The sequence below is a fragment of the Pseudomonas sp. R11-23-07 genome, from assembly GCF_003852295.1.
Classification (GTDB): domain Bacteria; phylum Pseudomonadota; class Gammaproteobacteria; order Pseudomonadales; family Pseudomonadaceae; genus Aquipseudomonas.
This window is the reverse complement of sequence record NZ_CP027761.1, coordinates 3,654,362-3,673,176: the sequence shown is the minus strand read 5'-3', so window position 1 is coordinate 3,673,176 and position 18,815 is coordinate 3,654,362. Positions and strand designations below refer to the sequence as shown.

Annotated in this window: 21 protein-coding genes and 1 pseudogene; 14 read left to right on the top strand and 8 right to left on the bottom strand. The window is 61.2% G+C overall.

Going from position 1 to position 18,815, the window contains the following annotated elements; translation table 11 throughout:
* Window positions 1-73 precede the first annotated feature (73 nt).
* The 3 genes from C4J84_RS16830 to C4J84_RS16820 all read left to right on the top strand — a co-directional run bounded on the left by C4J84_RS16830 (window position 74) and on the right by C4J84_RS16820 (window position 1,702).
* Window positions 74-307 carry a hypothetical protein gene (locus tag C4J84_RS16830; protein ID WP_124367724.1) on the top strand — a complete coding sequence of 78 codons (234 nt, stop codon included), beginning with the start codon at window positions 74-76 and terminating at the stop codon, window positions 305-307.
* Window positions 308-352: 45 nt separating this feature from the next.
* Window positions 353-859: a thiol-disulfide oxidoreductase DCC family protein gene (locus C4J84_RS16825; RefSeq protein WP_124436332.1), complete on the top strand. Its 507-nt coding sequence runs from the start codon at window positions 353-355 to the stop codon at window positions 857-859.
* A 477-nt stretch (window positions 860-1,336) separates the two neighbouring features.
* Window positions 1,337-1,702 carry a hypothetical protein gene (locus C4J84_RS16820; protein WP_124435760.1) on the top strand — a complete coding sequence of 122 codons (366 nt, stop codon included), beginning with the start codon at window positions 1,337-1,339 and terminating at the stop codon, window positions 1,700-1,702.
* Here C4J84_RS16820 and C4J84_RS16815 read toward each other — a convergent pair.
* Complete coding sequence (locus C4J84_RS16815; RefSeq protein ID WP_124435759.1) at window positions 1,696-1,995, bottom strand: hypothetical protein; 300 nt, start codon at window positions 1,993-1,995, stop codon at window positions 1,696-1,698. The two genes, C4J84_RS16820 and C4J84_RS16815, sit on opposite strands and share 7 nt — an antisense overlap.
* A gap of 427 nt (window positions 1,996-2,422) precedes the next feature.
* On the opposite strand from C4J84_RS16815, the gene C4J84_RS16810 reads away from it, so the two are divergent.
* The 5 genes and pseudogenes from C4J84_RS16810 to C4J84_RS16790 all read left to right on the top strand — a co-directional run bounded on the left by C4J84_RS16810 (window position 2,423) and on the right by C4J84_RS16790 (window position 4,628).
* On the top strand, window positions 2,423-2,848 hold the full coding sequence (locus C4J84_RS16810; RefSeq protein ID WP_256681358.1) for a hypothetical protein: 426 nt from the start codon (window positions 2,423-2,425) through the stop codon (window positions 2,846-2,848).
* A gap of 115 nt (window positions 2,849-2,963) precedes the next feature.
* A complete protein-coding gene (locus C4J84_RS16805) occupies window positions 2,964-3,224 on the top strand; it encodes a hypothetical protein (protein ID WP_124371303.1) in 261 nt (86 codons plus the stop codon).
* A gap of 369 nt (window positions 3,225-3,593) precedes the next feature.
* A pseudogene (locus C4J84_RS26495) lies at window positions 3,594-3,838 on the top strand (GNAT family N-acetyltransferase); the annotation flags it as partial.
* A 55-nt stretch (window positions 3,839-3,893) separates the two neighbouring features.
* Window positions 3,894-4,373 (top strand): hypothetical protein, encoded by a 480-nt coding sequence (locus tag C4J84_RS16795; protein WP_124371302.1) that lies wholly within the window; start codon window positions 3,894-3,896, stop codon window positions 4,371-4,373.
* Window positions 4,374-4,385: 12 nt separating this feature from the next.
* Window positions 4,386-4,628, top strand: coding sequence for a hypothetical protein (locus tag C4J84_RS16790; RefSeq protein WP_065874196.1), 243 nt, complete (start codon window positions 4,386-4,388; stop codon window positions 4,626-4,628).
* A 165-nt stretch (window positions 4,629-4,793) separates the two neighbouring features.
* Here the strand turns inward: C4J84_RS16790 and C4J84_RS16785 are convergent, their stop codons facing one another.
* From C4J84_RS16785 to C4J84_RS16765, 5 genes are all read right to left on the bottom strand, one after another.
* Window positions 4,794-5,150: an antibiotic biosynthesis monooxygenase gene (locus tag C4J84_RS16785; protein ID WP_065880860.1), complete on the bottom strand. Its 357-nt coding sequence runs from the start codon at window positions 5,148-5,150 to the stop codon at window positions 4,794-4,796.
* Between the two features lie 71 nt (window positions 5,151-5,221).
* Window positions 5,222-5,923, bottom strand: a complete 702-nt coding sequence (locus C4J84_RS16780; protein WP_124435758.1) for a glutamine amidotransferase — start codon at window positions 5,921-5,923, stop codon at window positions 5,222-5,224.
* A 36-nt stretch (window positions 5,924-5,959) separates the two neighbouring features.
* Window positions 5,960-7,012, bottom strand: a complete 1,053-nt coding sequence (locus C4J84_RS16775) for a 2Fe-2S iron-sulfur cluster-binding protein (protein WP_124371300.1) — start codon at window positions 7,010-7,012, stop codon at window positions 5,960-5,962.
* Entirely contained in the window at window positions 7,009-7,971 is a 963-nt protein-coding gene (locus C4J84_RS16770) for a diiron oxygenase (protein WP_124371299.1), read from the bottom strand. The genes C4J84_RS16775 and C4J84_RS16770 overlap by 4 nt, the downstream gene beginning before the upstream one ends.
* Window positions 7,972-8,126: 155 nt before the next feature.
* Window positions 8,127-9,344: an MFS transporter gene (locus tag C4J84_RS16765; RefSeq protein ID WP_124371298.1), complete on the bottom strand. Its 1,218-nt coding sequence runs from the start codon at window positions 9,342-9,344 to the stop codon at window positions 8,127-8,129.
* Window positions 9,345-9,582: 238 nt separating this feature from the next.
* Here C4J84_RS16765 and C4J84_RS16760 point away from each other — a divergent pair, with 238 nt between their 5' ends.
* Window positions 9,583-10,881, top strand: a complete 1,299-nt coding sequence (locus C4J84_RS16760; protein ID WP_124371297.1) for a serine hydroxymethyltransferase — start codon at window positions 9,583-9,585, stop codon at window positions 10,879-10,881.
* 10 nt (window positions 10,882-10,891) lie between these two features.
* On the opposite strand, the gene C4J84_RS16755 is transcribed toward C4J84_RS16760, so the two are convergent.
* Complete coding sequence (locus tag C4J84_RS16755) at window positions 10,892-12,388, bottom strand: PLP-dependent aminotransferase family protein (RefSeq protein WP_124371296.1); 1,497 nt, start codon at window positions 12,386-12,388, stop codon at window positions 10,892-10,894.
* Window positions 12,389-12,524: 136 nt separating this feature from the next.
* On the opposite strand from C4J84_RS16755, the gene serC reads away from it, so the two are divergent.
* From serC to glyA, 5 genes are all read left to right on the top strand, one after another.
* Window positions 12,525-13,607: a 3-phosphoserine/phosphohydroxythreonine transaminase gene (gene serC / locus C4J84_RS16750; protein WP_124371295.1), complete on the top strand. Its 1,083-nt coding sequence runs from the start codon at window positions 12,525-12,527 to the stop codon at window positions 13,605-13,607.
* A gap of 127 nt (window positions 13,608-13,734) precedes the next feature.
* Window positions 13,735-14,967: a benzoate/H(+) symporter BenE family transporter gene (locus tag C4J84_RS16745; RefSeq protein ID WP_124371294.1), complete on the top strand. Its 1,233-nt coding sequence runs from the start codon at window positions 13,735-13,737 to the stop codon at window positions 14,965-14,967.
* Entirely contained in the window at window positions 14,967-15,806 is an 840-nt protein-coding gene (locus tag C4J84_RS16740) for a YggS family pyridoxal phosphate-dependent enzyme (RefSeq protein ID WP_124371293.1), read from the top strand. The genes C4J84_RS16745 and C4J84_RS16740 overlap by 1 nt, the downstream gene beginning before the upstream one ends.
* A gap of 29 nt (window positions 15,807-15,835) precedes the next feature.
* Window positions 15,836-17,017, top strand: coding sequence for an aspartate aminotransferase family protein (locus C4J84_RS16735; protein WP_124371292.1), 1,182 nt, complete (start codon window positions 15,836-15,838; stop codon window positions 17,015-17,017).
* 26 nt (window positions 17,018-17,043) lie between these two features.
* Window positions 17,044-18,309 carry a serine hydroxymethyltransferase gene (gene glyA / locus C4J84_RS16730; RefSeq protein WP_124371291.1) on the top strand — a complete coding sequence of 422 codons (1,266 nt, stop codon included), beginning with the start codon at window positions 17,044-17,046 and terminating at the stop codon, window positions 18,307-18,309.
* Between the two features lie 219 nt (window positions 18,310-18,528).
* Here the strand turns inward: glyA and C4J84_RS16725 are convergent, their stop codons facing one another.
* Window positions 18,529-18,813 carry a hypothetical protein gene (locus C4J84_RS16725; RefSeq protein ID WP_256681359.1) on the bottom strand — a complete coding sequence of 95 codons (285 nt, stop codon included), beginning with the start codon at window positions 18,811-18,813 and terminating at the stop codon, window positions 18,529-18,531.
* Between the last annotated feature and the right edge of the window lie 2 nt (window positions 18,814-18,815).

Here is an 18,815-nt window from a genome sequence, read left to right as displayed (position 1 = left end):
CTTGCCAGCTGGTCTACCATGCCCATCCCGGCAGTGATCTATGCGCTACCGTTCATTTTTTAAAGGTACCGCCATGTCCATCGACCAAATCTCCCTGCCCAAAGGCGTCGGGCCCGTTGCTGCCAAACTCCTCGACGCCATCACCGGCGCTGCCACCCACGAAGAACTCAACCGCGCCGGCGGCAAAGCCGAGGGTTTTGTGTTGGGCCTGGAGTCCAGCAAGGCTATCAAGAGCCAAATCGCCGAGTCGCTGTATGTGGCTTACGATGATGCGGCGAGCAATCGGGCCAGTGAGTTGAAGGGCTGAGGGTAAGTCGGTCCTGATGAACCCGGCCCGATTGGACCCATGCTCATGCCTGCCTCCCAAACCCGCCCCTCTCCCGCGCCTTTCCTCAAACCAGGCGAGACCGTGGTGCTCTTCGATGGCGTGTGCAAGCTGTGCAATGGCTGGGCTCGGTTCCTGATTCGCCATGATCGTCAACGGCGCGTGCGATTGGCGGCTGTACAGTCGCCAGAGGGCCAGGCGCTGCTCGCCTGGGCGGGGCTGCCGTTGAATCAGTTCGATACCATGGCGGTAATTCGTGACCGGCATTACTGGGTGCGCTCAGATGCGGTTTTCGAAATCATTGCCCAACTGCCTGCCGGCTGGCGCCCACTGGGGCTGTTGCGTGGCATCCCACGTCCAATTCGGGATTGGGCCTACGATCGCATTGCTTTAAACCGCTATCGACTCTTCGGAAAATATGACACCTGCCTGCTGCCCGACCCCGATCATGAACAACGTTTTTTGAAGGGGGCGCCTGCTAAACCTACAGTTTTGGTGGCCGCCGCAGGTTCTGCGGCGGACTTTTCAAGTTGAACCCAGGGTGCGCTAGTTAACGACCTTGCAGGGTTTGGTTGACGAAATGTAAGCCGCGCAGGTTTGAGGCACTTGGGCGCGCAATGCCTCCCTCGCATTATTTTTGGCGGTTGTGCAGGCGGCATGATCGGTGCCAGGCGCGGTTCCCGTCGCGCTGGCCCCTCGGTTTGCAGGTGGGCATGGCATTGGAGCATTCGCTGCAACTGTTGCGGTGCCGATACTCTGACCGCGCGCCGCCGCTTCAGCTTTTGGTGTGTCGGCTGCGTAAGTACTGGTGGAGATTATTCCGGCCAACACCAATGCAGTTGCCATGATATTGAGTGACTTCAACATGTTCGATCCCTCGATTAATTAAGCGATGGGTACTGTTTACTGTCCTTATGAGTTGCTGTTTTGCCTGATAGAGACTAGATCGCATAAAGCCACTCTGTGATATTTTCTATTGGTTAATCTTTCGCTTTCCCACCGGAGCCCGCAATGCCCTCCACCAAACGCGACAGCGCAGGTATCGAACGTCGTCTGGTTGCCGCCCTGACCGAAGCCTGTGAAACCGCCAAGGCTGAAATCCCTGGCTTTGAATGGCTGACCCACGAAGTGAACTACGCCGCTTTCCCCCAAAGCCTGCGAGTGATCTGGGTATTCGATACCCGAACAAGCAAGGAGCAAGCCCTGGCCAAGGGAGAAGACCAGCGAATGCGTGAACTGACAGGCACCGCGCTGAGCGATGCCGGTGTGGATCTGCCGTTACTGCACCGCTGCGTAGGATTCGATTCCGAGGAAGAATGCGATCTCCAACACGGTGGGAATTGGCGTCTGCGCCTGGCCAAGCGGGGCGACTATTGATGAGTGTCCGCTTCCTCAGCCGGATAGAACTCGCCGTTCTTCCCCATCTCTTCCAGACGTTGGCGCGCGATCGACTCAACGCTGGCAACTTCACCTTGATCGTCAGCGTTGACCAACAGCAAGCACAGACGCCGGACATTCTGATCGTGGGTGCCCTCGCTGAGCATTTCATGGGTGAAGACTTGCTCACCCCGCCATAGACATAGCGGGGTATGAGCCCCGCCGAGCCATATCTCGTTGATCGATCGAAGGTCAGTGGTAGCCAGTTGATCCAGGGTGATTGTCTTGTCCATTGCGCTGTACCTTAACGATGGGTAGAGACGGGTAGACTTATCGGCGCAGTGGGTTGTTCCCAGTTTTGGGAGTGCAACTGCATCAGTGGTGGTGAGCCATGCGCCGGAGCAAGGGTGGGGCGATCAGCGGTTGCGGCACGGTTCGCGGTGGTGTGGGGACTATGGAGCGACTGACAGCTAACGGCCAAATGCAGCCATTGCGCCTATCTAGTAAACCAGGGGCGATTCACCTTTATTTCAAGCCTGGTAAGACGCTCGTTCTTCTCACTTATTGCTTGACTCATTCTGATTGATCAGGTCTGTTAACGCCGCCTCTTCCGCCATTAATAAGGAAATTATGAAGCCTCTTTACCTGTGTTCAGTTCTGCTGCTTGCAGGCTGCGCCCCAGCGCCGAAATATTTTGTGCCTGCGGGGGCGCCCCAGGCGATGATCCGCAGCGAACTGGTCTCTATGGAAAATTATCGAAACGGCGTGACTCTGGTCCAGGCGCCTGCCATCGGCTGCAAATACGGCAGAACCGTGGCGACTGAGTCGGGGATGGGGAAGCAGTTGGTTTCCGTTTATAAGAATGTCTCGACGCCGGAGGGTTTTTTTCCGATTGAAGCCGGCAAACCGCTGCACTTGGAAATGCGCGGCGTGGCCAATGCCAATCGCTCGTGCAGCGTAGCGTTTGTCAGCGAATTTGCGCCGGGCGCACGCTATGTGATCAAGGGAGGGATTGTCGACGTCCCGGGCTCGCTGAGCCGGTGTTACATCGACATATTCAATGTCGATTCGGGCGTACGCTTGCCCACCGCCGGTGAGCCGAAAATAGAACGTACTTGTGCGTTGGACCGGTTACCGACGCTGTAGCGTAAAAACGGGGTCAGGCTACCATCGTAAAAGCGGGGGGACCAGAAGCAGTCCTTTCGCAAATCTCCAAGCGCGTTTACAAACCAGATACCGGCACAAGTTTAGGCGAGACTTCATGACACTTTCCAAAGGCGACATCATAAAGCTGATCGATGTTGGCCAAGCAAAGGTAGTGCTCTCTGATTGGTTGAACTCCCGGGAGGTGGCTCCTGGAGATATCGCGGAAGTGGAAGAGATTTCAATGGGTGAAGCTGGATGTATCGCTCGCTTGCTGTGCGAGTCACATGCAGGATCTCTCGAATGGAGAGCCTCATATATTTTGAGTGGATTGACCTATGAGGTGCTTCGTAGCTATCCCAATGATGTCCCCTCTTGAATGTCTGTTCGGGGCCGACTTCCATCTGTCGCCACAGTCAGCTTAGGGTCGCTTCCTGCCCCTCACGACAGGCAACATTCGGCCGATTGTGTTGAAAAAGTCGACCCGGCCTGAGTACCCATGCATTGAGCGGTGAAAACGCCTTTTTGCTCGCTGCTACGTCAAATCTGAGCCCTGAACCTTCTGCGCAAAACACAGATTTCACTCTCAGACGCGTACTTTTCTGCCATGGAAACCGAAGCCGACTTTTTCAACAGAATCGGCCAAGAACCGCCAGTCGACGTCCCTTAAATAAGCGCTAAGCAGGGTAAATTTCGCGATGAAAAGCGGGATAGCTAATACGAAAATTAATGCGCTGTTAGGGACTAGCACCTATACGTGAGGCCGAGCGCGCAGGGTTCGGGGATCGGCTCGGATGTACTCGCACAGATTTTCGAAGCAGCGGATGCAGCCGCACTGCCGATCACAGTAGGTGCCCTCAAAGAAAGTGCCTCGAACCGTTTTACACCCGCCATGGCTTCGTGTTCGTCGAAAGCAGTGAATTCGACAATTATTATGACCGTCAGCACCTTACGCCGCGCTGTGCACCTTGCCAGCCAGGTGAAATGATTTGAATCCAGCGCCCGCCTTCTAGACAATCCCCGCCTTTGGCTCGAAAGGATGCGTGCGATGAAGTTCGAAGGGACTTTCCAATACATGGGCAATCACGGGATCGTGTTCAACGTCTCGCAGATCACCCTCACCGACAGCGAACGCGGGCGGCTGCGCGAGCTGCATTTTGGTGAGGCGAAGAGCGCGCACTACGAGGTCAACCGCAAGGTCGTCGAGGTGTACGACAAGATGCTGGCCAAGAACCTGCCGTGCCTGATGATGATCGGCATCTCCAAGCCGCTGACTCGGCAGCAGGGCGATGTGCTCAACGCCCAGCGCACCAGAATCGCCAACTTGGCGGCCTCGGCCTTCGCGGGCGTCACCTCTTACGTTGCCTCCCCCTACGTGGGGCCCCCCGTCGGCGCCGGTGTGCGCATGTATGTGAATGAAACCCTGCCCACCTATCATGCAGGCGACATACTGGTGAGCATCGAGGCGCAGGTGAACGGCGGTATCGGCCCGCAACGTACCGCCTCGACACTGATCATCAAGACCTGACGGGAGAAACCCATGTCTGATATTACCCAACTGGTCGCTGCTCTGGTGCTGTTCTTTCTGCTCGATCGGTTTCTTAAGTCGTACCCGCTTCGCAAGTGGTTAGGGGTACTGCTGGTGGCGATGGGGGCGGTCGGCTGCGTTGCGGCGAGCCACATCCGCTTGCTTGGATTTGACTTGGGGTTGCTGTCGATCTTTGCCGTTGCACTGGGGGTGGGGTTGTTCCTAAAGCGGCGGCGGTTCGAGCAGATGGGTTGAAGGTGGCAGGGTTCTCCGCGGTTTAGTGCTCCAATGCCTGTCATACAGGAAGCAGCGGCGCAAACAGTTGTTGTGATGCTTACGGCAGCGCTCTCTCTGCGACAGCCCTTCAGCGCCCAATCCATGATCGTTCCCAAGCTCCGCGTGGGAACGATCAGCATGGCGTTACGCCGTGGCGTGTGCTCCATCAACAACGACGTTATACGGCGCTTGCTCACGATCCCGCAGGCCGTAATCACGAATGACCGAAGTCACGCGAACGCGGTAATCGTCGAAGATCTTGTCGCGCCCGGCGCGTTGTGCAGACAGGTGCGCGGTGACGTTGCGCCACTGCACCACGGCTTCCTCATCGCGCCAGGTGGTCACCGACATCACCTTCTTGGGGTTCAGCGTGCTCTGAAAACACTCGACGGAGATAAACCCGTCCATGGGTTCCAGCAACGGGGTCAGCTTATTGACCAGGTCCACATAGGTCTCGCCCTGACCGGGCAGTGCCTGCAATTCGAATAACACGACGATCATGTTTGACTCCTCATCCTTGACGGTTTTTTTCAGGTGGTCTTAAACGGCGGCGGTTGCCCGCCGCCAGTGGGTTAACGGGGGCCCAGGTTGTTCAGCCAGGTGCGCATCACGTTGCCAGCGGCGCGGGTCAGGCGATCGCCCAGGCCAGCGGCCGTGGCGCGCAGTGCGACGACGTCGATGCCGGCGTGGGCGAGTTCACTGGCGTGGCCAACCAGCCACTGTTCGATGTGAGTGGTGTTGGCTTCAAGATGAAACTGCAGGCCCAGAATCGTGCGGCCCACGGCAAACGCCTGGTGGGCGCCCACTGGTGTGCTGGCCAGCAATACGGCACCTTCGGGCACATCGAACTGGTCGCCGTGCCAGTGCAACACGGGCGTGTCCATCAGCGCGGCGAGCGGTGAGTCCTGGCCGGCCGGAGTCAAGGTCAACGCGGAAAAACCGATCTCCTTGACGCCCAACGGGTAGACCTTGGCGTGCATGGCGCGGGCGATCAGCTGTGCGCCCAGGCAGATGCCCAACAACGGTTTGCCGGACGCCACGCGCTGGCGCACCAGCTCCAGTTCGTCGTGCAGAAACGGGTACAGGTCCTCGTCATACGCGCCAATCGGGCCGCCGAGCACAATCAGCAAGTCGGCCTGCAGCACCTGCTCCCTATAGATGGTGTCCACGGTGGGGTCGAGGTAAATCAGGGTGTAGCCTTCATCGGCCAGCACCACATCCAGGGTGCCCACGTCTTCAAAATGAATGTGGCGCAGTGCAATAGCAGTTTTCATGGAAACACTCAGCGGTTGAAATAAGGGCGTGACGGTTTATGCAGTGGGGTTGAGGTCGACCTTGATCGTCCCCGATTGCGGGAAGGTGCAGCAGGCCAACGCAAAGCCTTCGCTCTTGTCCTTATCGGTCAGGCAAAAGTCGGGTTCGAGGGTGTATTCGCCCTCGGACAATTTGATCCGACAGTGGCCGCAGATCCCGGCGCGGCACAGGCTGCGCACTGCAATGCCGCTGGATTCGAGCATCTCCAGCAGGCTCTTGCCGGCGGGCAGTTCCAGTAACTCGTTGGTGTGGCTGATGTGCAGGCGCAGCGCATCGCTGGTCGCAGGTTGCGCCTGCGCGGCCCTGACCGGCGGTGTGAAGGATTCGATCAGCAATTGGCTGTCCGGAAACAGCGCCAGCGTTTGGTCGCGCAAGCCTTGGGCAAAACGATGACTGCCGCAGATCACCAACGTGTCCGGGTTACCCAGCAGGTTCAGGTCGGCGGCGGTGGGGCGGCCGGCCCTGAAATGGCCGTTGCTGCGTACAGCTTCGCGGGTAATGAAGACCTGCAGCGAAAACCAGCGGGTGTTCAGTTCCAGGTCCAGCAACTCATGCAGGAAGGGAATGTCGGCCACCGTCGGCACACACAACAGCAGGCTTACCTCGGGCACCGCCAGGCCGCGTCGTGCGCGTTCCAGCAGGCCGCGCAGCAAGGCGATTGGCAAGGTGATCCCGATGCCGCCAGCGAGCATGCCGACGTGCTTGCAGCCGATGATCGACCCCAGGCTGATGTCCCCGGCCACAAACTCCACCGCGACCTGCGAGCCCTCCTGCAAGGTAGCGTGCAACTGGTCCGAGACCCCGCCATGGCCTTCGCGCTTGACCGCAATCTCGAACCCGTCGGCGCCTTGCCTGCGAGTGATCGAATACAGCCGTTGCTGCGGCGTGCCCGTAGTGTCCGGAAAACGCAGCGCCACGTGCTTGCCGGGTTCCAGGCGGTCGAGGAACTCGGCGTGGGCGCCCACGGCGCGCAGGCTGAAGACGTTGATCGCGGCGGTTTCAATGGTCACGCGTTCGCAACGGGCCTGCAGTGGGGTCATGGCGTTCATGCGCGGGCCTTCTCGCTCAAGGTTTCGATGGCGTGTTCGGCGCTGCTCAGGCCTTTGCCGGTCAGGCCGATACGGTCGATCAGGGCCTGGAGCGAGTCGGTGTATACGCTGATTTCGTTGTTGTCGCCCACGTCATGCAGGATCTCGCTGGCATGCGGCATCTGCAGTATCGAGAACACCTTGGCCCATGCGCCCATTTCGTTGTTGGCGAACATCTGCACGGTGCGCAGGATGATTGAGCGCAGGTACTCGCGCTCGGTGCGACTCAGGCCATGAACGATGTCGGAGGCGACAAAACTGAACACGCTGGAATGGCTCCATTCATCGATGGCGTGGGTGCGTGTGACCTCGTGGCACACCGCCTGGATGCTGGTGTCTTCGGCCATGGTCTTGAGGTAATCGGTGATCAGCGTTTCACTCGCGCACGCCACACCAAAACGGGTCAGGCGGCGCTCCCATTCGGCCGTGCAGTCGGCCAGCAGGGCTTCACGCCAGGTCACCAGGTTGAACGCGCTGAAATCCAGCGGGGTCAGTTTGCGCATGTCGTAGATGTAGTTGCAGGCCATGATCGACATGCGCGTGTGCAGGGCTTCGTCCAGCAGTGCCTGGGACATCACGTCCTGCAGCAGGGCGCGGTTCTGGCTGTGTGGCGGGGTCTTGATGATGTCCTCGCAGGCGGGCACCACCACGTCGCATTCGATGTAGATCGTCTTGAGGTTGTAGATGCCCCACGCGTAGGACAGGCACTTGGATTGCAGGTCCTGCGGTGCTTCGAGCCAGGCCTGGTGATGACGGAACGGCAGCAGCGACAGGCTGAAATCCTGCTTCTTCGGGTCAAAGGTCAGGCCCCAGTAATCCGGTTGCGGATTGTTCACGGCAGCGCGGGTTTTCCAGAGCCCGGACAACTTGGCGAGCATGTTTTGTACCACGTCATCGGTACCACAATTCAAACGGTCCATGTTTTAGCTCCAAAGAAAACAGCTATTGGTGTTCGGGTTAAGAGTGCAGTCCTTTGTAAACACGACGGGGCCGCACAAGCGGGTTGCCGCGTAATAAATGCGGGACGTTGCCCTTCAAGTTTGCGCCAAAAAAACGCTGGGGATATTGCTCCAGGTCAGTTGAATTGCGGGTGTAATGCGGGCATTTTCCGGACTTTGGCCAAGTGCCGTTCCTGCATCAGGGTCAGCGCGACCGTCAGGCCCATAAAGGCAGCACTGGCCCAGAAAATCGAGTTGTGGTGGCCTTGGTCGAGTAGCCAGGCGAACCCGACCGGGCCGATGGTGCCGCCGATATTGAAGCCGGTGGAGACAATGCCGAAGGTCTTGCCTTCCGCGCCTTTCGGCGACGCTGCGCGCACCAGCATGTCGCGGGACGGTGCGATCACCCCGGTCAGGAAACCCGCTACACCGAGTATCAGCACCAGTGCCAGCTCGCTCAAGTGCGCCGTGGCGACCAACAATATCAACCCGCTGGCCAGGGCAAACGCGCTGGCGGCCACCACGCCATGGCGGCGGGTGCGGTCGGCCAGTGCGCCGCCTGCCAGCACGCCAAAGGCGCTGGCAAACAGGAACGCGGTGAGTGCCGAGTTGGCCCAGGTCAAGGCCACGCCCTGGCCTTGCATAAGGGCCGCGACCGAGAATTTTTCAATTGCGCCGGTGCTCAGGTTCAGCAGCACGAACAACAACGTCAGGCTCAGCACCAAGGGCGAAAGCAACGAGCGCCGACGCGTGTCGAGGGCCGCCGGGTCGGCCGCTGGTGACACATAATTGACTTGGGCCAGTGCCGCGCCAGGTATCGACAACACCGCCAGCGTGACAAACCCTACGCCTGCGGCGGCGGCAAACGCCATGGCCGGCGTGCTCGCCACGGCGATGCTCAACAAAAACACCGGGGCCACGGCGGCGCCGAGGAAGCCGGCGAAGGTGTGCACGGAGAACGCTTTGCCAATGTGGGCAGGATCAATATGGCGGGACAGCAGGGCATAGTCGGCCGGGTGGTAAACCGCGTTGGCGACGCCGGCCAGCGCCATGCCGATCAGCAAGCAAAGGTAGCTGGGCACTAGTGCAATCAACAGGAAACTGCTACTGCCCACTGCCAGCGCGGCTAACAGCAGGCGCCGTGCGCCGAAACGGTCCACGGCAAATCCCATCGGCGCCTGCACCAGAGCGGTGACGATGTTGAACAGGCTCAGGGCCAGGCCCAACTGCACGTAATCGACGTCGAAAAAAGCCGCGAGGAGGGGAAACAACGCCGCCAGCACCATGATGTGCAGATGACTGACAAAGTGCGCGGCTGCGACCTGCGGCAGCAGTCCGATACGAAAAGACGTCATGGCAGAACCTGTGGAATGGGGGTGACAAAACCGGCGCAGAGCTTAGTGGGGCGTTGGTCTTGCGGAATAGTCCAATGTTCAAAGGTTCACCAGACCACTTTGCAGCGCTACTGGTTTCGCGCCGTGGCGCAGCGCCGCGCAGTGGTCTGCAACGCTGGCGCAAACTGGTATACCGGCGCGGGCCGTGGGCCGCTAGGGTAGACGCCGTTGCCAATCGACGTTTTCACAGGGAGTGACCATGCCGCATTCCGCTTATCGAGACGGGCACGCGCTGCCGGTGCTCAGTGGCGTCGCACTGGCCCAGGCGGACGGGGATGTGTGGCGTGCCATCGACGCCGAGCGCCAGCGCCAGATGCAGTCAATCGAGCTGATTGCTGCCGAGAATTTTGTCAGCCGTGCAGTGCTTGAAGCCCAGGGCTCGGTGCTCACCAACAAGCATGCCGAAGGGTATCCGGGGCGCCGTTATTACGCCGGCTGCTGCAACGTCGACGCGGTAGAAGAGCTGGCCAACGAGCGCGCCCGGCGGTTGTTCAACTGTGCCTACGCCAACCTGCAACCCCACTCGGGCAGCCAGGCCAATCAGGCGGTGTTTCTAGCGCTGCTGGCACCGGGCGACAAGATCCTCGGCCTGGACCTCAAGTCCGGCGGGCACCTGTCCCACGGCGCGGCGTTCAATATGTCCGGGCGCTGGTTTCAGGCCCTCAGTTATGGCGTGCATCCGCTGACCCATCGGGTCGACATGGACCAGGTCGAGCAGATGGCCCGCCAGGAACGCCCGCGATTGATCATCGTCGGCGCTTCGGCCTATTCACGGGCGCTGGACTTCGCGCGCTTTCGCGCAATTGCCGACGAAGTCGGGGCCTTCCTGATGGCCGACATTGCCCATGTCGCCGGACTGGTAGCGGGCGGTGCGTACCCGTCGCCGGTGCCATTCGCCCACGTCACCACCATCAGCACCCACACCACACTGCGCGGGCCGCGCGGCGGGATGATCCTGTGCAACGAGCCGGGCATTGCGCAGAAAATCAATGCGGCGGTGTTTCCCGGCCTGCAAGGCGCGCCGCTGATGCACACGCTGGCGGCCAAGGCAGTGGCGCTCGGCGAAGCCTTGCAACCGGCGTTCAGCACCTACGCGCATGCGGTGATTGCGAACGCCCAGGCCTTGTGCGGGCGTTTGGCCGAAGGCGGGTTGTCGGTGGTCTCGGGCGGCACCGACTGTCACCTTGGCGTGATTGACCTGCGGCCGTGGGGCTTGGTCGGCAATGTCGCCGAACAGGCGCTGGAAGCGATCGGGATTACCGTGAACAAAAATATCGTGCCGGGCGACGAGGTCAAACCCAGTGCCACCTCCGGCATTCGCATCGGCAGCGCGGCCTGCACGTCGCGGGGCATGGGCGTGGATGAATTTCGCGAGATCGGCGACATGATCCTCGCCATGCTCGGCGGCGTGCGCAGCGGCGCCCTCGACAGTCGCACCGAGCGCTCGATTCGCGAAGGCATCGGCGAACTGACCAAGCGTTTCAAGCTGCCTTACTGAGCGGCTGCCTCTAGATTTTCAGCGCATTGGCCAGGCGCAGCATGGCGGCTTCGATTTCATACGCGGTCAACGACGAGTAGCCCAGCAGCCAGCCGTATTGCTGCGGTTCGCCTGCGTACAGCTTGCTGAGTCCGGACAATTGCACGCCGGCGGTGGCCGCCTGGCGGATGGTTTTTTCTTCGCTCCAGCCCGCTTTCAGCAGACAGGGAATCTGCAACCCGCCCGGCGGCAACTGGGCGGTGACGACCTCGCCCAGGTACTTGCCAATGGCGTCATGCATGATCGAGCGGCGCCCGGCATAGAGCTTGCGCATGGCCCGCACGTGGGCGTTGTAATGGCCGTCTTCCATAAACCGCGCCAGGGTCAGTTGCAGCACTTGCGGCGTATGCCCGTCCATCATGCTGCGCGCGTAGGCAAAGGGCTTGACCAGTTCGTGGGGCAGCACCATGTAGCCCATGCGCAAGCCGGGGTAGAGCGTCTTGCTGAACGTGCCGATGTAGAGCGTGCGCTGATACTTGTCCAGACCCTGCACGCAGGCGGTGGGTTGTCCGTCGTAATGGAACTCGCTGTCGTAGTCGTCCTCGATCAGCCACTTGCCTTTTTCCGCCGCCCAGTTGATCAACTCAAGGCGCCGTTCCAGCGGCAGCGTCACGCCGGTGGGGTATTGGTGCGACGGTGTGACGTACACGCAGTTGGCGCCGCTGCGGTCGGCGTACAGCAGGTCGGTGCGGATGCCGCGTTCATCGACATCGATGGGCAGCACCTTGGCTTCAGCGATCTCGAAGGCTTTGCGTGCGCCGTAATAGCCAGGGTTTTCCAGCAGGATCGGCTTGCCGGCATCCACCAGCAACTGCGCGCAGAGGTACAAGGCCTGGCGCGTGCTGCTCAGCACCAGCACCTGATCGGGTGAACACTTGGCCCCGCGCTCTAGGTTCAGGTAGGTGGCAATCGCCTTGCGCAGCGGCTCGGCGCCTTGCGGGTCGCCGTGCAAGAGCACGTTGGCGCGATAGTCCTTCATCACCTGGCGCTGCAGGCGTTCCCAGACATCCGTGGGGAAACTGCGGGTTTCCGGCAAACCGGTGGCGAAGGCCTTGATGACTTGCTGGTCGCTGACGCCGCCCGTTTCGAAGATCATCCGCCCTCGCTGGCTCAGCTCGACGCCGGGCGCGGCGGCGTTGCTGCGCACTTCCTGGGCCTTGATGCGCCGGCGTGTGGCGCCGCGCAATTCGACGCCGACCGTGTCGCAGACGTAACTGCCGGCACCCTCGCGGCGTACGATAAACCCGTCCCGATGCAACTGCACGTAGGCGTTCTCGACGGTGTCGCGGGCGCACCCCAGTGACTTTGCCAATACCCGTGTGGCCGGCAGTTTCAGGCCGGGGCCGAGGGCGCCGTCGAGGATCAGTGCGCGCAACGCCCGTTGGATGCGCTGGTGCAAGTCCAGCAGCTGAAACTCCACGTCGTTGAGGCGCATTTTCAGGGTTTCGAGCTCGAAGGTTTTTGCCATGCGGTCTGCTCCATCCTTTGGAATTGGCCTGTAATGGCAGGCCAGTCTATCCGTAGAATCCAGCCCTCGCCAGCCCGGCCCCGGCGCGTGGCGAGCCTGCACGATGCGAGTGTTCTTGAACAGGAGTTACGCGACGATGGCCAGATCCCACAACTTCAGCGCCGGCCCCACGGCGGTGCCGCTGGAAGTGCTCACCCAGGCACACGAAGAATTTTTTGATTTTGCCGGCACCGGTATGTCGGTGATGGAGATCAGCCATCGCTCCCGCGTGTTCATGGACGTTGCCCGCCAGGCGGAGCAGGACCTGCGCAACATTCTCGGCGTGCCGGACGCATACAAAGTGTTGTTTTTGCAAGGCGGCGCCTCGCTGCAGTTCGCCCAGGTGCCGATGAACCTGTTGGGCGACAAAGGCACGGCGGACTACCTGCACACCGGCCTCTGGTCGGGCAAGGCGATTGAAGCGGCGCGGCGTTATTGCGATGTGCGAATCGCGGCCAGTGCCCGCGCAACCGGCTTCGACCGCGTGCCTGACGCAGCGAGCTGGCACCTCAATCCTGACGCCGCCTACCTGCATTACACCGAGAATGAGACGGTCCACGGCGTGCAATTCATCGCCCCGCCCGATAGCGCCGCGCCGCTGGTGTGTGATGCCTGTTCAAGCCTTTTGTCCAAGCCGATGGACGTCGCCCGGCATGACCTGGTGTATGCCGCCGCGCAGAAAAACATGGGGGTGGCCGGGTTGACGGTGGTCATCGTCGACCCCGCATTACTGGAGCGCTCCCATGCCTTCACTCCGGACATTCTCAACTACGCCCACATCAGTGATGCGCAGTCGATGCTCAATACCCCAGCGACGTTTCCCTGGTACCTCACCGGCCTGACGCTCAAGTGGATCAAGCACAACGGCGGCCTGCCGGCCTTGCATGAGCGTAACCAGGCCAAGGCGCACCGGCTCTATCGCGCCATCGACGAGAGCGGCGGGTTCTACCGCAATCGGGTGCAGCCGGCGTACCGCTCGATCAACAACGTGCCGTTCGTGCTGGCGGATTCGACGCTGGAGAAGACCTTCTTGCGCCGCGCCGAAGACGCCGGCCTCAACGGCTTGAAAGGCCACGCCAGTGTCGGCGGCCTGCGCGCCAGCCTCTACAACGCCGTCTCGTTAACCGCAGTCGAGGCGCTGACTGACTTTATGGCTGACTTCGCACGCGCACATGGGTAAGCGCCCCTGCGCGAAAAAGTGGTCTGGTCTGCTGCGCACAAGCGTAGGGGCAAACCCCACCATTCAACGGCTATAAATGACCGCCTGGCCACGGCCTGATCCATTGTCCAGCAAGGAGCCAAGACTTATGCCCTCTACTCAATCCCAGTCGTCCCTGCGTCTGCGGGATGTGCTGCACCCGGTGGTTGCCGGGCTGATTTCGGTGATCGTCAATTACGGCGGCACCTTCATTCTAGTGTTCCAGGCCGCCAAGGTTGCCGGCCTCAGCCCTGAGCTGACGGCGTCGTGGGTCTGGTCGGTGTCGATTGGCGTCGGTGTGACCGGGTTGTTCCTCAGTTGGGTGAGCCGCGAGCCGATTATCACCGCCTGGTCGACCCCGGCGGCGGCGTTCTTGATCGTTGCCCTGGCGACCACGCCCTACGCCGAGGCGATTGGTGCGTATTTGATTTCAGCGGCGGCGTTCGTGCTGCTGGGGGTTTCCGGCTATTTTGAAAGGGCTGTGCGCCTGATCCCGCCCGGCGTTGCGGCGGGCCTGCTGGGCGGCATTCTCTTGCAGTTCGGCATCGGTGCATTCGCGAGCATGACGGTCGACCCGCTGTTGGTGGGGCTGCTGATCGGCGCCTACATCGTGTTCAAACGCTTGAGCGCACGCTACGCGGTGGTCGGCATTCTGGTGCTGGGGCTAGGCTTTTTGCTGATGCAGGGGCGAGTGGATTTTTCCGGACTGGCGCTGGAGTTCGCCACACCGGTATTCACGCGGCCCGAGTTCTCGCTCAATGCGTTGCTGAGCGTGGCGTTGCCGCTTTTTTTGATTACCCTCACGGGGCAATACATGCCGGGCATGCTGGTGCTGCGCAATGACGGCTTCAAGACCAGCGCCAACCCGATTCTCAGCGTGACCGGGCTGGGTTCGCTGCTGATGGCGCCATTCGGCTCCCATGCGTTCAATATCGCGGCAATCACGGCGGCGATCTGCACCGGCAAGGAAGCGTCCGAAGACCCTTCCAAACGCTGGATCGCCGGGGTAGCGGCAGGGGTGTTCTACATCCTGGTGGGGATTTTTGGCGTAACCCTGGCGGCGGTGTTCATGACCTTTCCGGCGACGTTCATTACCACCCTGGCCGGGCTGGCGCTGCTCGGCACCATCGGCGGCAGCCTGGCCAATGCCATGGCGGACGTCAAATCCCGTGAAGCCTCGCTGATCACCTTTCTGGCGTGCGCCGCCAACATCACCTTGCTTGGCATTGGCGGCGCCTTCTGGGGCTTGCTCATCGGCCTCGCGGCGTATGCGGTACTCAATGGACAACTGCCACGTCGTGAAAAAACTGCTGCGGTGACCACTAAGGGAGCGACCCACTGATGAATGGGCAAGGCGAACACCTCACCACGCTCCACGCCGATCATGGTCGCTATCCGCAGGCGGTCAGCGTCGAGGACTTTCGTCGCAACCTCGCCGCTGTGCAGCAACGCATCATCGATGCTTGCCACCGCGTCGGGCGTGACCCGGCCACCGTGCGGTTGCTGCCGGTCAGCAAGACCTTCGACGAAGCCCATCTGCGCCTGGCCTATGCCGCCGGTTGCCGCCTGCTCGGTGAAAACAAGGTGCAGGAGGCCCAGCTCAAGGCGCAAGCCATGAGCGACCTGCACGGCCTGCAATGGTCGGTCATCGGCCACCTGCAAACCAACAAGGCCAAGCAGGTTGCGCGTTTTGCCAGTGAATTCCAGGCGCTCGACAGCCTGCGCGTGGCCGAAGTGCTGGACCATCGCCTGCAGCTCGAAGGTCGGCAGATGGATGTGTTCGTGCAGGTCAACACCTCGGGCGAAGCCAGCAAGTATGGCCTGGCTCCCGAGGATGTGGCGGCGTTCATCGCGGCGCTGCCGGCATTCCCAGCGCTGCGGGTTCGCGGGCTGATGACCCTGGCGCTATTTTGCGCCGACGTGGCGCGGGTGCGCCCCTGCTTCGTGCGCTTGCGTGAATTGCGCGACCGCTTGCTCGCGCATGTGCCCGAGGGCGTGTCGCTGCAGCAGTTGTCGATGGGAATGTCGGGCGACTTTGAAATTGCCATTGAAGAGGGTGCAACCGTGGTACGCGTCGGTCAAGCCATCTTCGGTGCCCGGGCCATGCCCGATGCCTATTACTGGCCCACGGCCGACGCTAGACCGCGCAACGACGACGAGTTGCCGGCGCTCGCCCCTTAACGTTGATTGATCTCTATAGGAGGCCTGCAATGTCCGCAGCACCCGCTTACCTGATGCACACCTCGTCCCGTCAGCCGGTCTCGTTCAGCCGAGGCCTGGGCGCCCGCCTGTGGGACACCGATGGCGTTGAATACCTGGATGCCATCGCCGGCGTGGCCGTGACGAGCCTGGGGCACGCCAACCCGGAAATTGCCGCCGTCATCGCCGAGCAGGCCACGCAGTTGCTGCACACCACCAACATGTTTCGCATCCCGTGGCAGGAGCAACTGGGCGAGCGGTTGTGCCTGTTGTCCGGCATGGAGCGCGCGTTTTTCTGCAACTCCGGCGCAGAGGCCAATGAAGCCGCGCTGAAACTGGCGCGGCTGCACGGCCATGCCCGAGGCGTGGCCCAGCCGCAGGTGCTGGTGATGGACAACAGCTTCCACGGGCGCACCCTCGCCACGCTGGCGGCCACCGGCAACCCGGCGGTGCACGTCGGTTTCGAACCGTTGATGCGCGGCTTTGTGCGTGTGCCGTACAACGATATCGAGGCGATTCGGGCGGTTGCGGCGCAGTCACCCAACATCGTTGCAGTGCTGGTCGAACCGGTGCAGGGCGAGGGCGGGGTGCACGCGGCGTTCGCGGGCTACCTGCAAAGGTTGCGCGCCCTGTGCGATGAACACGACTGGCTGATGATGATGGATGAAGTGCAAACCGGCATGGGCCGCACCGGCGCCTGGTTTGGCTTTCAACACGCGGGCATCGAGCCGGATGTCATCACCCTGGCCAAGGCACTTGGCAACGGCTACCCGATAGGCGCATGCCTGGCGCGGGGCAAGGCCGCCGAGCTGTTTTCCCCCGGTCACCACGCGTCCACGTTTGGCGGTAACCCGCTGGCCTGCCGCGTGGGGTGCACGGTGCTGGACATCATGCAGCGTGAGCACCTGCCACAACGCGCCGCCGCCAGCGGCCGACGCCTGCTGGCCGCGCTCAAGCTGGCGCTGGGCAACCATCCCGAGGTGGTGGCCATTCGTGGTATCGGCTTGATGGTCGGCGTCGAACTCAACCGCCCGTGCGGCGAGCTGGTCGACCGCGCCCGTGAAGAACAACGCCTGCTGATCACCGTCACCCGTGGCACCACCGTGCGCCTGTTGCCCGCACTGATCTGCGATGACACACAGATCGACGAGATCGCCGCACGTGTCATTCGCCTGCTGTCGCCCGCTGTTTGAATTTGTTAACCGAGGACGCCCCCACCATGTACGACTCAACGCTCACCCTGGATGCTTTCGACCCTGAACTGCGTGAGGCGATTCATAACGAAGCGCATCGCCAGGAAGACCACATTGAGCTGATCGCGTCGGAGAACTACGCCAGCCCGCTGGTCATGCAGACCCAGAGCACGGTACTCACCAACAAGTACGCCGAGGGCTATCCCGGCAAGCGCTACTACAGTGGTTGTGAATACATCGATGTGGCCGAGCGCCTGGCGATTGAGCGGGTCAAGACCCTGTTCAACTGCGACTACGCCAACGTGCAGCCTCACGCGGGTGCGCAGGCCAACGCGGCGGTGTTCCTCGCGTTGATCAACCCCGGTGACACGGTGATGGGCATGAACCTGGCCCAGGGCGGCCACCTGACCCACGGTAACCCGGCGAACTTTTCGGGCCGGCATTACAAGATCGTGCCCTACGGGCTGGACCCGAAAACTGGTTTTCTCGACTACGACGAGATGGAACGAATTGCCCTGCAGACGCGCCCGAAAATGTTGATCGGCGGCTTCTCGGCGTACTCGCGTTACAAGGACTGGGCACGCATGCGCACCATCGCCGACAAGGTCGGCGCCATATTCTGGGTCGACATGGCCCACGTCGCCGGGTTGGTCGCCGCCGGCGAATACCCGGACCCGCTGCCCCATGCGCATGTGGTCACCAGCACCACGCACAAAACCCTGCGCGGCCCACGGGGCGGTTTGATTCTGTCGAAGGGCCAGGACGAAGCCTTCTACAAGAAACTCGATTCGGCAGTGTTTCCCGGCGTGCAGGGCGGCCCGCTTATGCACCAGATTGCAGCCAAGGCCGTGGCGTTCAAGGAAGCGCTGACGCCCGAGTTCCGCGTCTACCAGACCCAAGTGGTGACCAACGCCCGCGCCATGGCGGCGGTGCTGCAAAAGCGCGGCTACAAGATCGTCTCGGGCGGAACCGACAACCACATGATGCTGATCGATCTGTCCGACAAGCCCTACACCGGCAAGGACGCCGATGCGGCATTGAACAGCGCCTACATCACCGCGAATAAAAACTCGGTGCCGAATGACCCACGCTCACCCTTCGTGACCTCCGGCTTGCGCATCGGCAGCCCGGCGGTGACGACGCGGGGCTTCGGTGTCGAGGCCTGCGAGCAAGTGGCAGGGTGGTTGTGCGACGTACTCGACGCCCTGGAATATGGCGACAGTGACAAGGTCGGCCACCACGTGCGCGAACAGGTTGTCGCACTGTGCCGGCGTTATCCGGTTTATCGCTGAATGGGTTTGGGGGGGGCCGTGTGGACGGCCCTGATTCACTTCTTTGCCGATAAGGACGCTCATGCAGCCTGCTTCCAGCTTTATCAGGCGTTCAATCTGGGGGAGTGGGTGCGTCGTGATGATCTGCCGGAGACTGATCCCGGTGAGCCCGAAAGTCACAGCCCAGGGTACGTCCCAAAAAAATGATCTCGATTTGCTGGCTCACCGGGTCCTGCCGCTTCAACTGCGTGTTGGAAGTGGAATCAACTTTTCATGTGATCGTAATGGCGGGTGGTCAGGGTTACATCGTGCACGTTCGTAACGGACTGCTCTTAAAGCAGTGATAGTGAAGTAGATCTTGCCGGACACTCCCCATAGGCCGAATTCCTTTTGCTCAAACCATTGGCCGGATTTGTCGGTCACGCGGAAATTCACGTTGAAAGTGCCATCGGCGCGACGTTCACTCAGTTGCTGCGTACGTTTACCGTCGAGGGTGGTCGCTTCGCCGTACCATTTACCGATCATCA

What these genes read in the sequence shown, in the direction of transcription:
- C4J84_RS16830 (WP_124367724.1), top strand. Translation starts at nt 74, where the DNA reads ATGTCCATCGACCAAATCTCCCTGCCCAAAGGCGTCGGGCCCGTTGCT.
- C4J84_RS16825 (WP_124436332.1), top strand. Translation starts at nt 353, where the DNA reads ATGCCTGCCTCCCAAACCCGCCCCTCTCCCGCGCCTTTCCTCAAACCA.
- C4J84_RS16820 (WP_124435760.1), top strand. Translation starts at nt 1,337, where the DNA reads ATGCCCTCCACCAAACGCGACAGCGCAGGTATCGAACGTCGTCTGGTT.
- C4J84_RS16815 (WP_124435759.1), bottom strand. Translation starts at nt 1,995, where the DNA reads ATGGACAAGACAATCACCCTGGATCAACTGGCTACCACTGACCTTCGA.
- C4J84_RS16810 (WP_256681358.1), top strand. Translation starts at nt 2,423, where the DNA reads ATGATCCGCAGCGAACTGGTCTCTATGGAAAATTATCGAAACGGCGTG.
- C4J84_RS16805 (WP_124371303.1), top strand. Translation starts at nt 2,964, where the DNA reads ATGACACTTTCCAAAGGCGACATCATAAAGCTGATCGATGTTGGCCAA.
- C4J84_RS16795 (WP_124371302.1), top strand. Translation starts at nt 3,894, where the DNA reads ATGAAGTTCGAAGGGACTTTCCAATACATGGGCAATCACGGGATCGTG.
- C4J84_RS16790 (WP_065874196.1), top strand. Translation starts at nt 4,386, where the DNA reads ATGTCTGATATTACCCAACTGGTCGCTGCTCTGGTGCTGTTCTTTCTG.
- C4J84_RS16785 (WP_065880860.1), bottom strand. Translation starts at nt 5,150, where the DNA reads ATGATCGTCGTGTTATTCGAATTGCAGGCACTGCCCGGTCAGGGCGAG.
- C4J84_RS16780 (WP_124435758.1), bottom strand. Translation starts at nt 5,923, where the DNA reads ATGAAAACTGCTATTGCACTGCGCCACATTCATTTTGAAGACGTGGGC.
- C4J84_RS16775 (WP_124371300.1), bottom strand. Translation starts at nt 7,012, where the DNA reads ATGAACGCCATGACCCCACTGCAGGCCCGTTGCGAACGCGTGACCATT.
- C4J84_RS16770 (WP_124371299.1), bottom strand. Translation starts at nt 7,971, where the DNA reads ATGGACCGTTTGAATTGTGGTACCGATGACGTGGTACAAAACATGCTC.
- C4J84_RS16765 (WP_124371298.1), bottom strand. Translation starts at nt 9,344, where the DNA reads ATGACGTCTTTTCGTATCGGACTGCTGCCGCAGGTCGCAGCCGCGCAC.
- C4J84_RS16760 (WP_124371297.1), top strand. Translation starts at nt 9,583, where the DNA reads ATGCCGCATTCCGCTTATCGAGACGGGCACGCGCTGCCGGTGCTCAGT.
- C4J84_RS16755 (WP_124371296.1), bottom strand. Translation starts at nt 12,388, where the DNA reads ATGGCAAAAACCTTCGAGCTCGAAACCCTGAAAATGCGCCTCAACGAC.
- serC (WP_124371295.1), top strand. Translation starts at nt 12,525, where the DNA reads ATGGCCAGATCCCACAACTTCAGCGCCGGCCCCACGGCGGTGCCGCTG.
- C4J84_RS16745 (WP_124371294.1), top strand. Translation starts at nt 13,735, where the DNA reads ATGCCCTCTACTCAATCCCAGTCGTCCCTGCGTCTGCGGGATGTGCTG.
- C4J84_RS16740 (WP_124371293.1), top strand. Translation starts at nt 14,967, where the DNA reads ATGAATGGGCAAGGCGAACACCTCACCACGCTCCACGCCGATCATGGT.
- C4J84_RS16735 (WP_124371292.1), top strand. Translation starts at nt 15,836, where the DNA reads ATGTCCGCAGCACCCGCTTACCTGATGCACACCTCGTCCCGTCAGCCG.
- glyA (WP_124371291.1), top strand. Translation starts at nt 17,044, where the DNA reads ATGTACGACTCAACGCTCACCCTGGATGCTTTCGACCCTGAACTGCGT.
- C4J84_RS16725 (WP_256681359.1), bottom strand. Translation starts at nt 18,813, where the DNA reads ATGATCGGTAAATGGTACGGCGAAGCGACCACCCTCGACGGTAAACGT.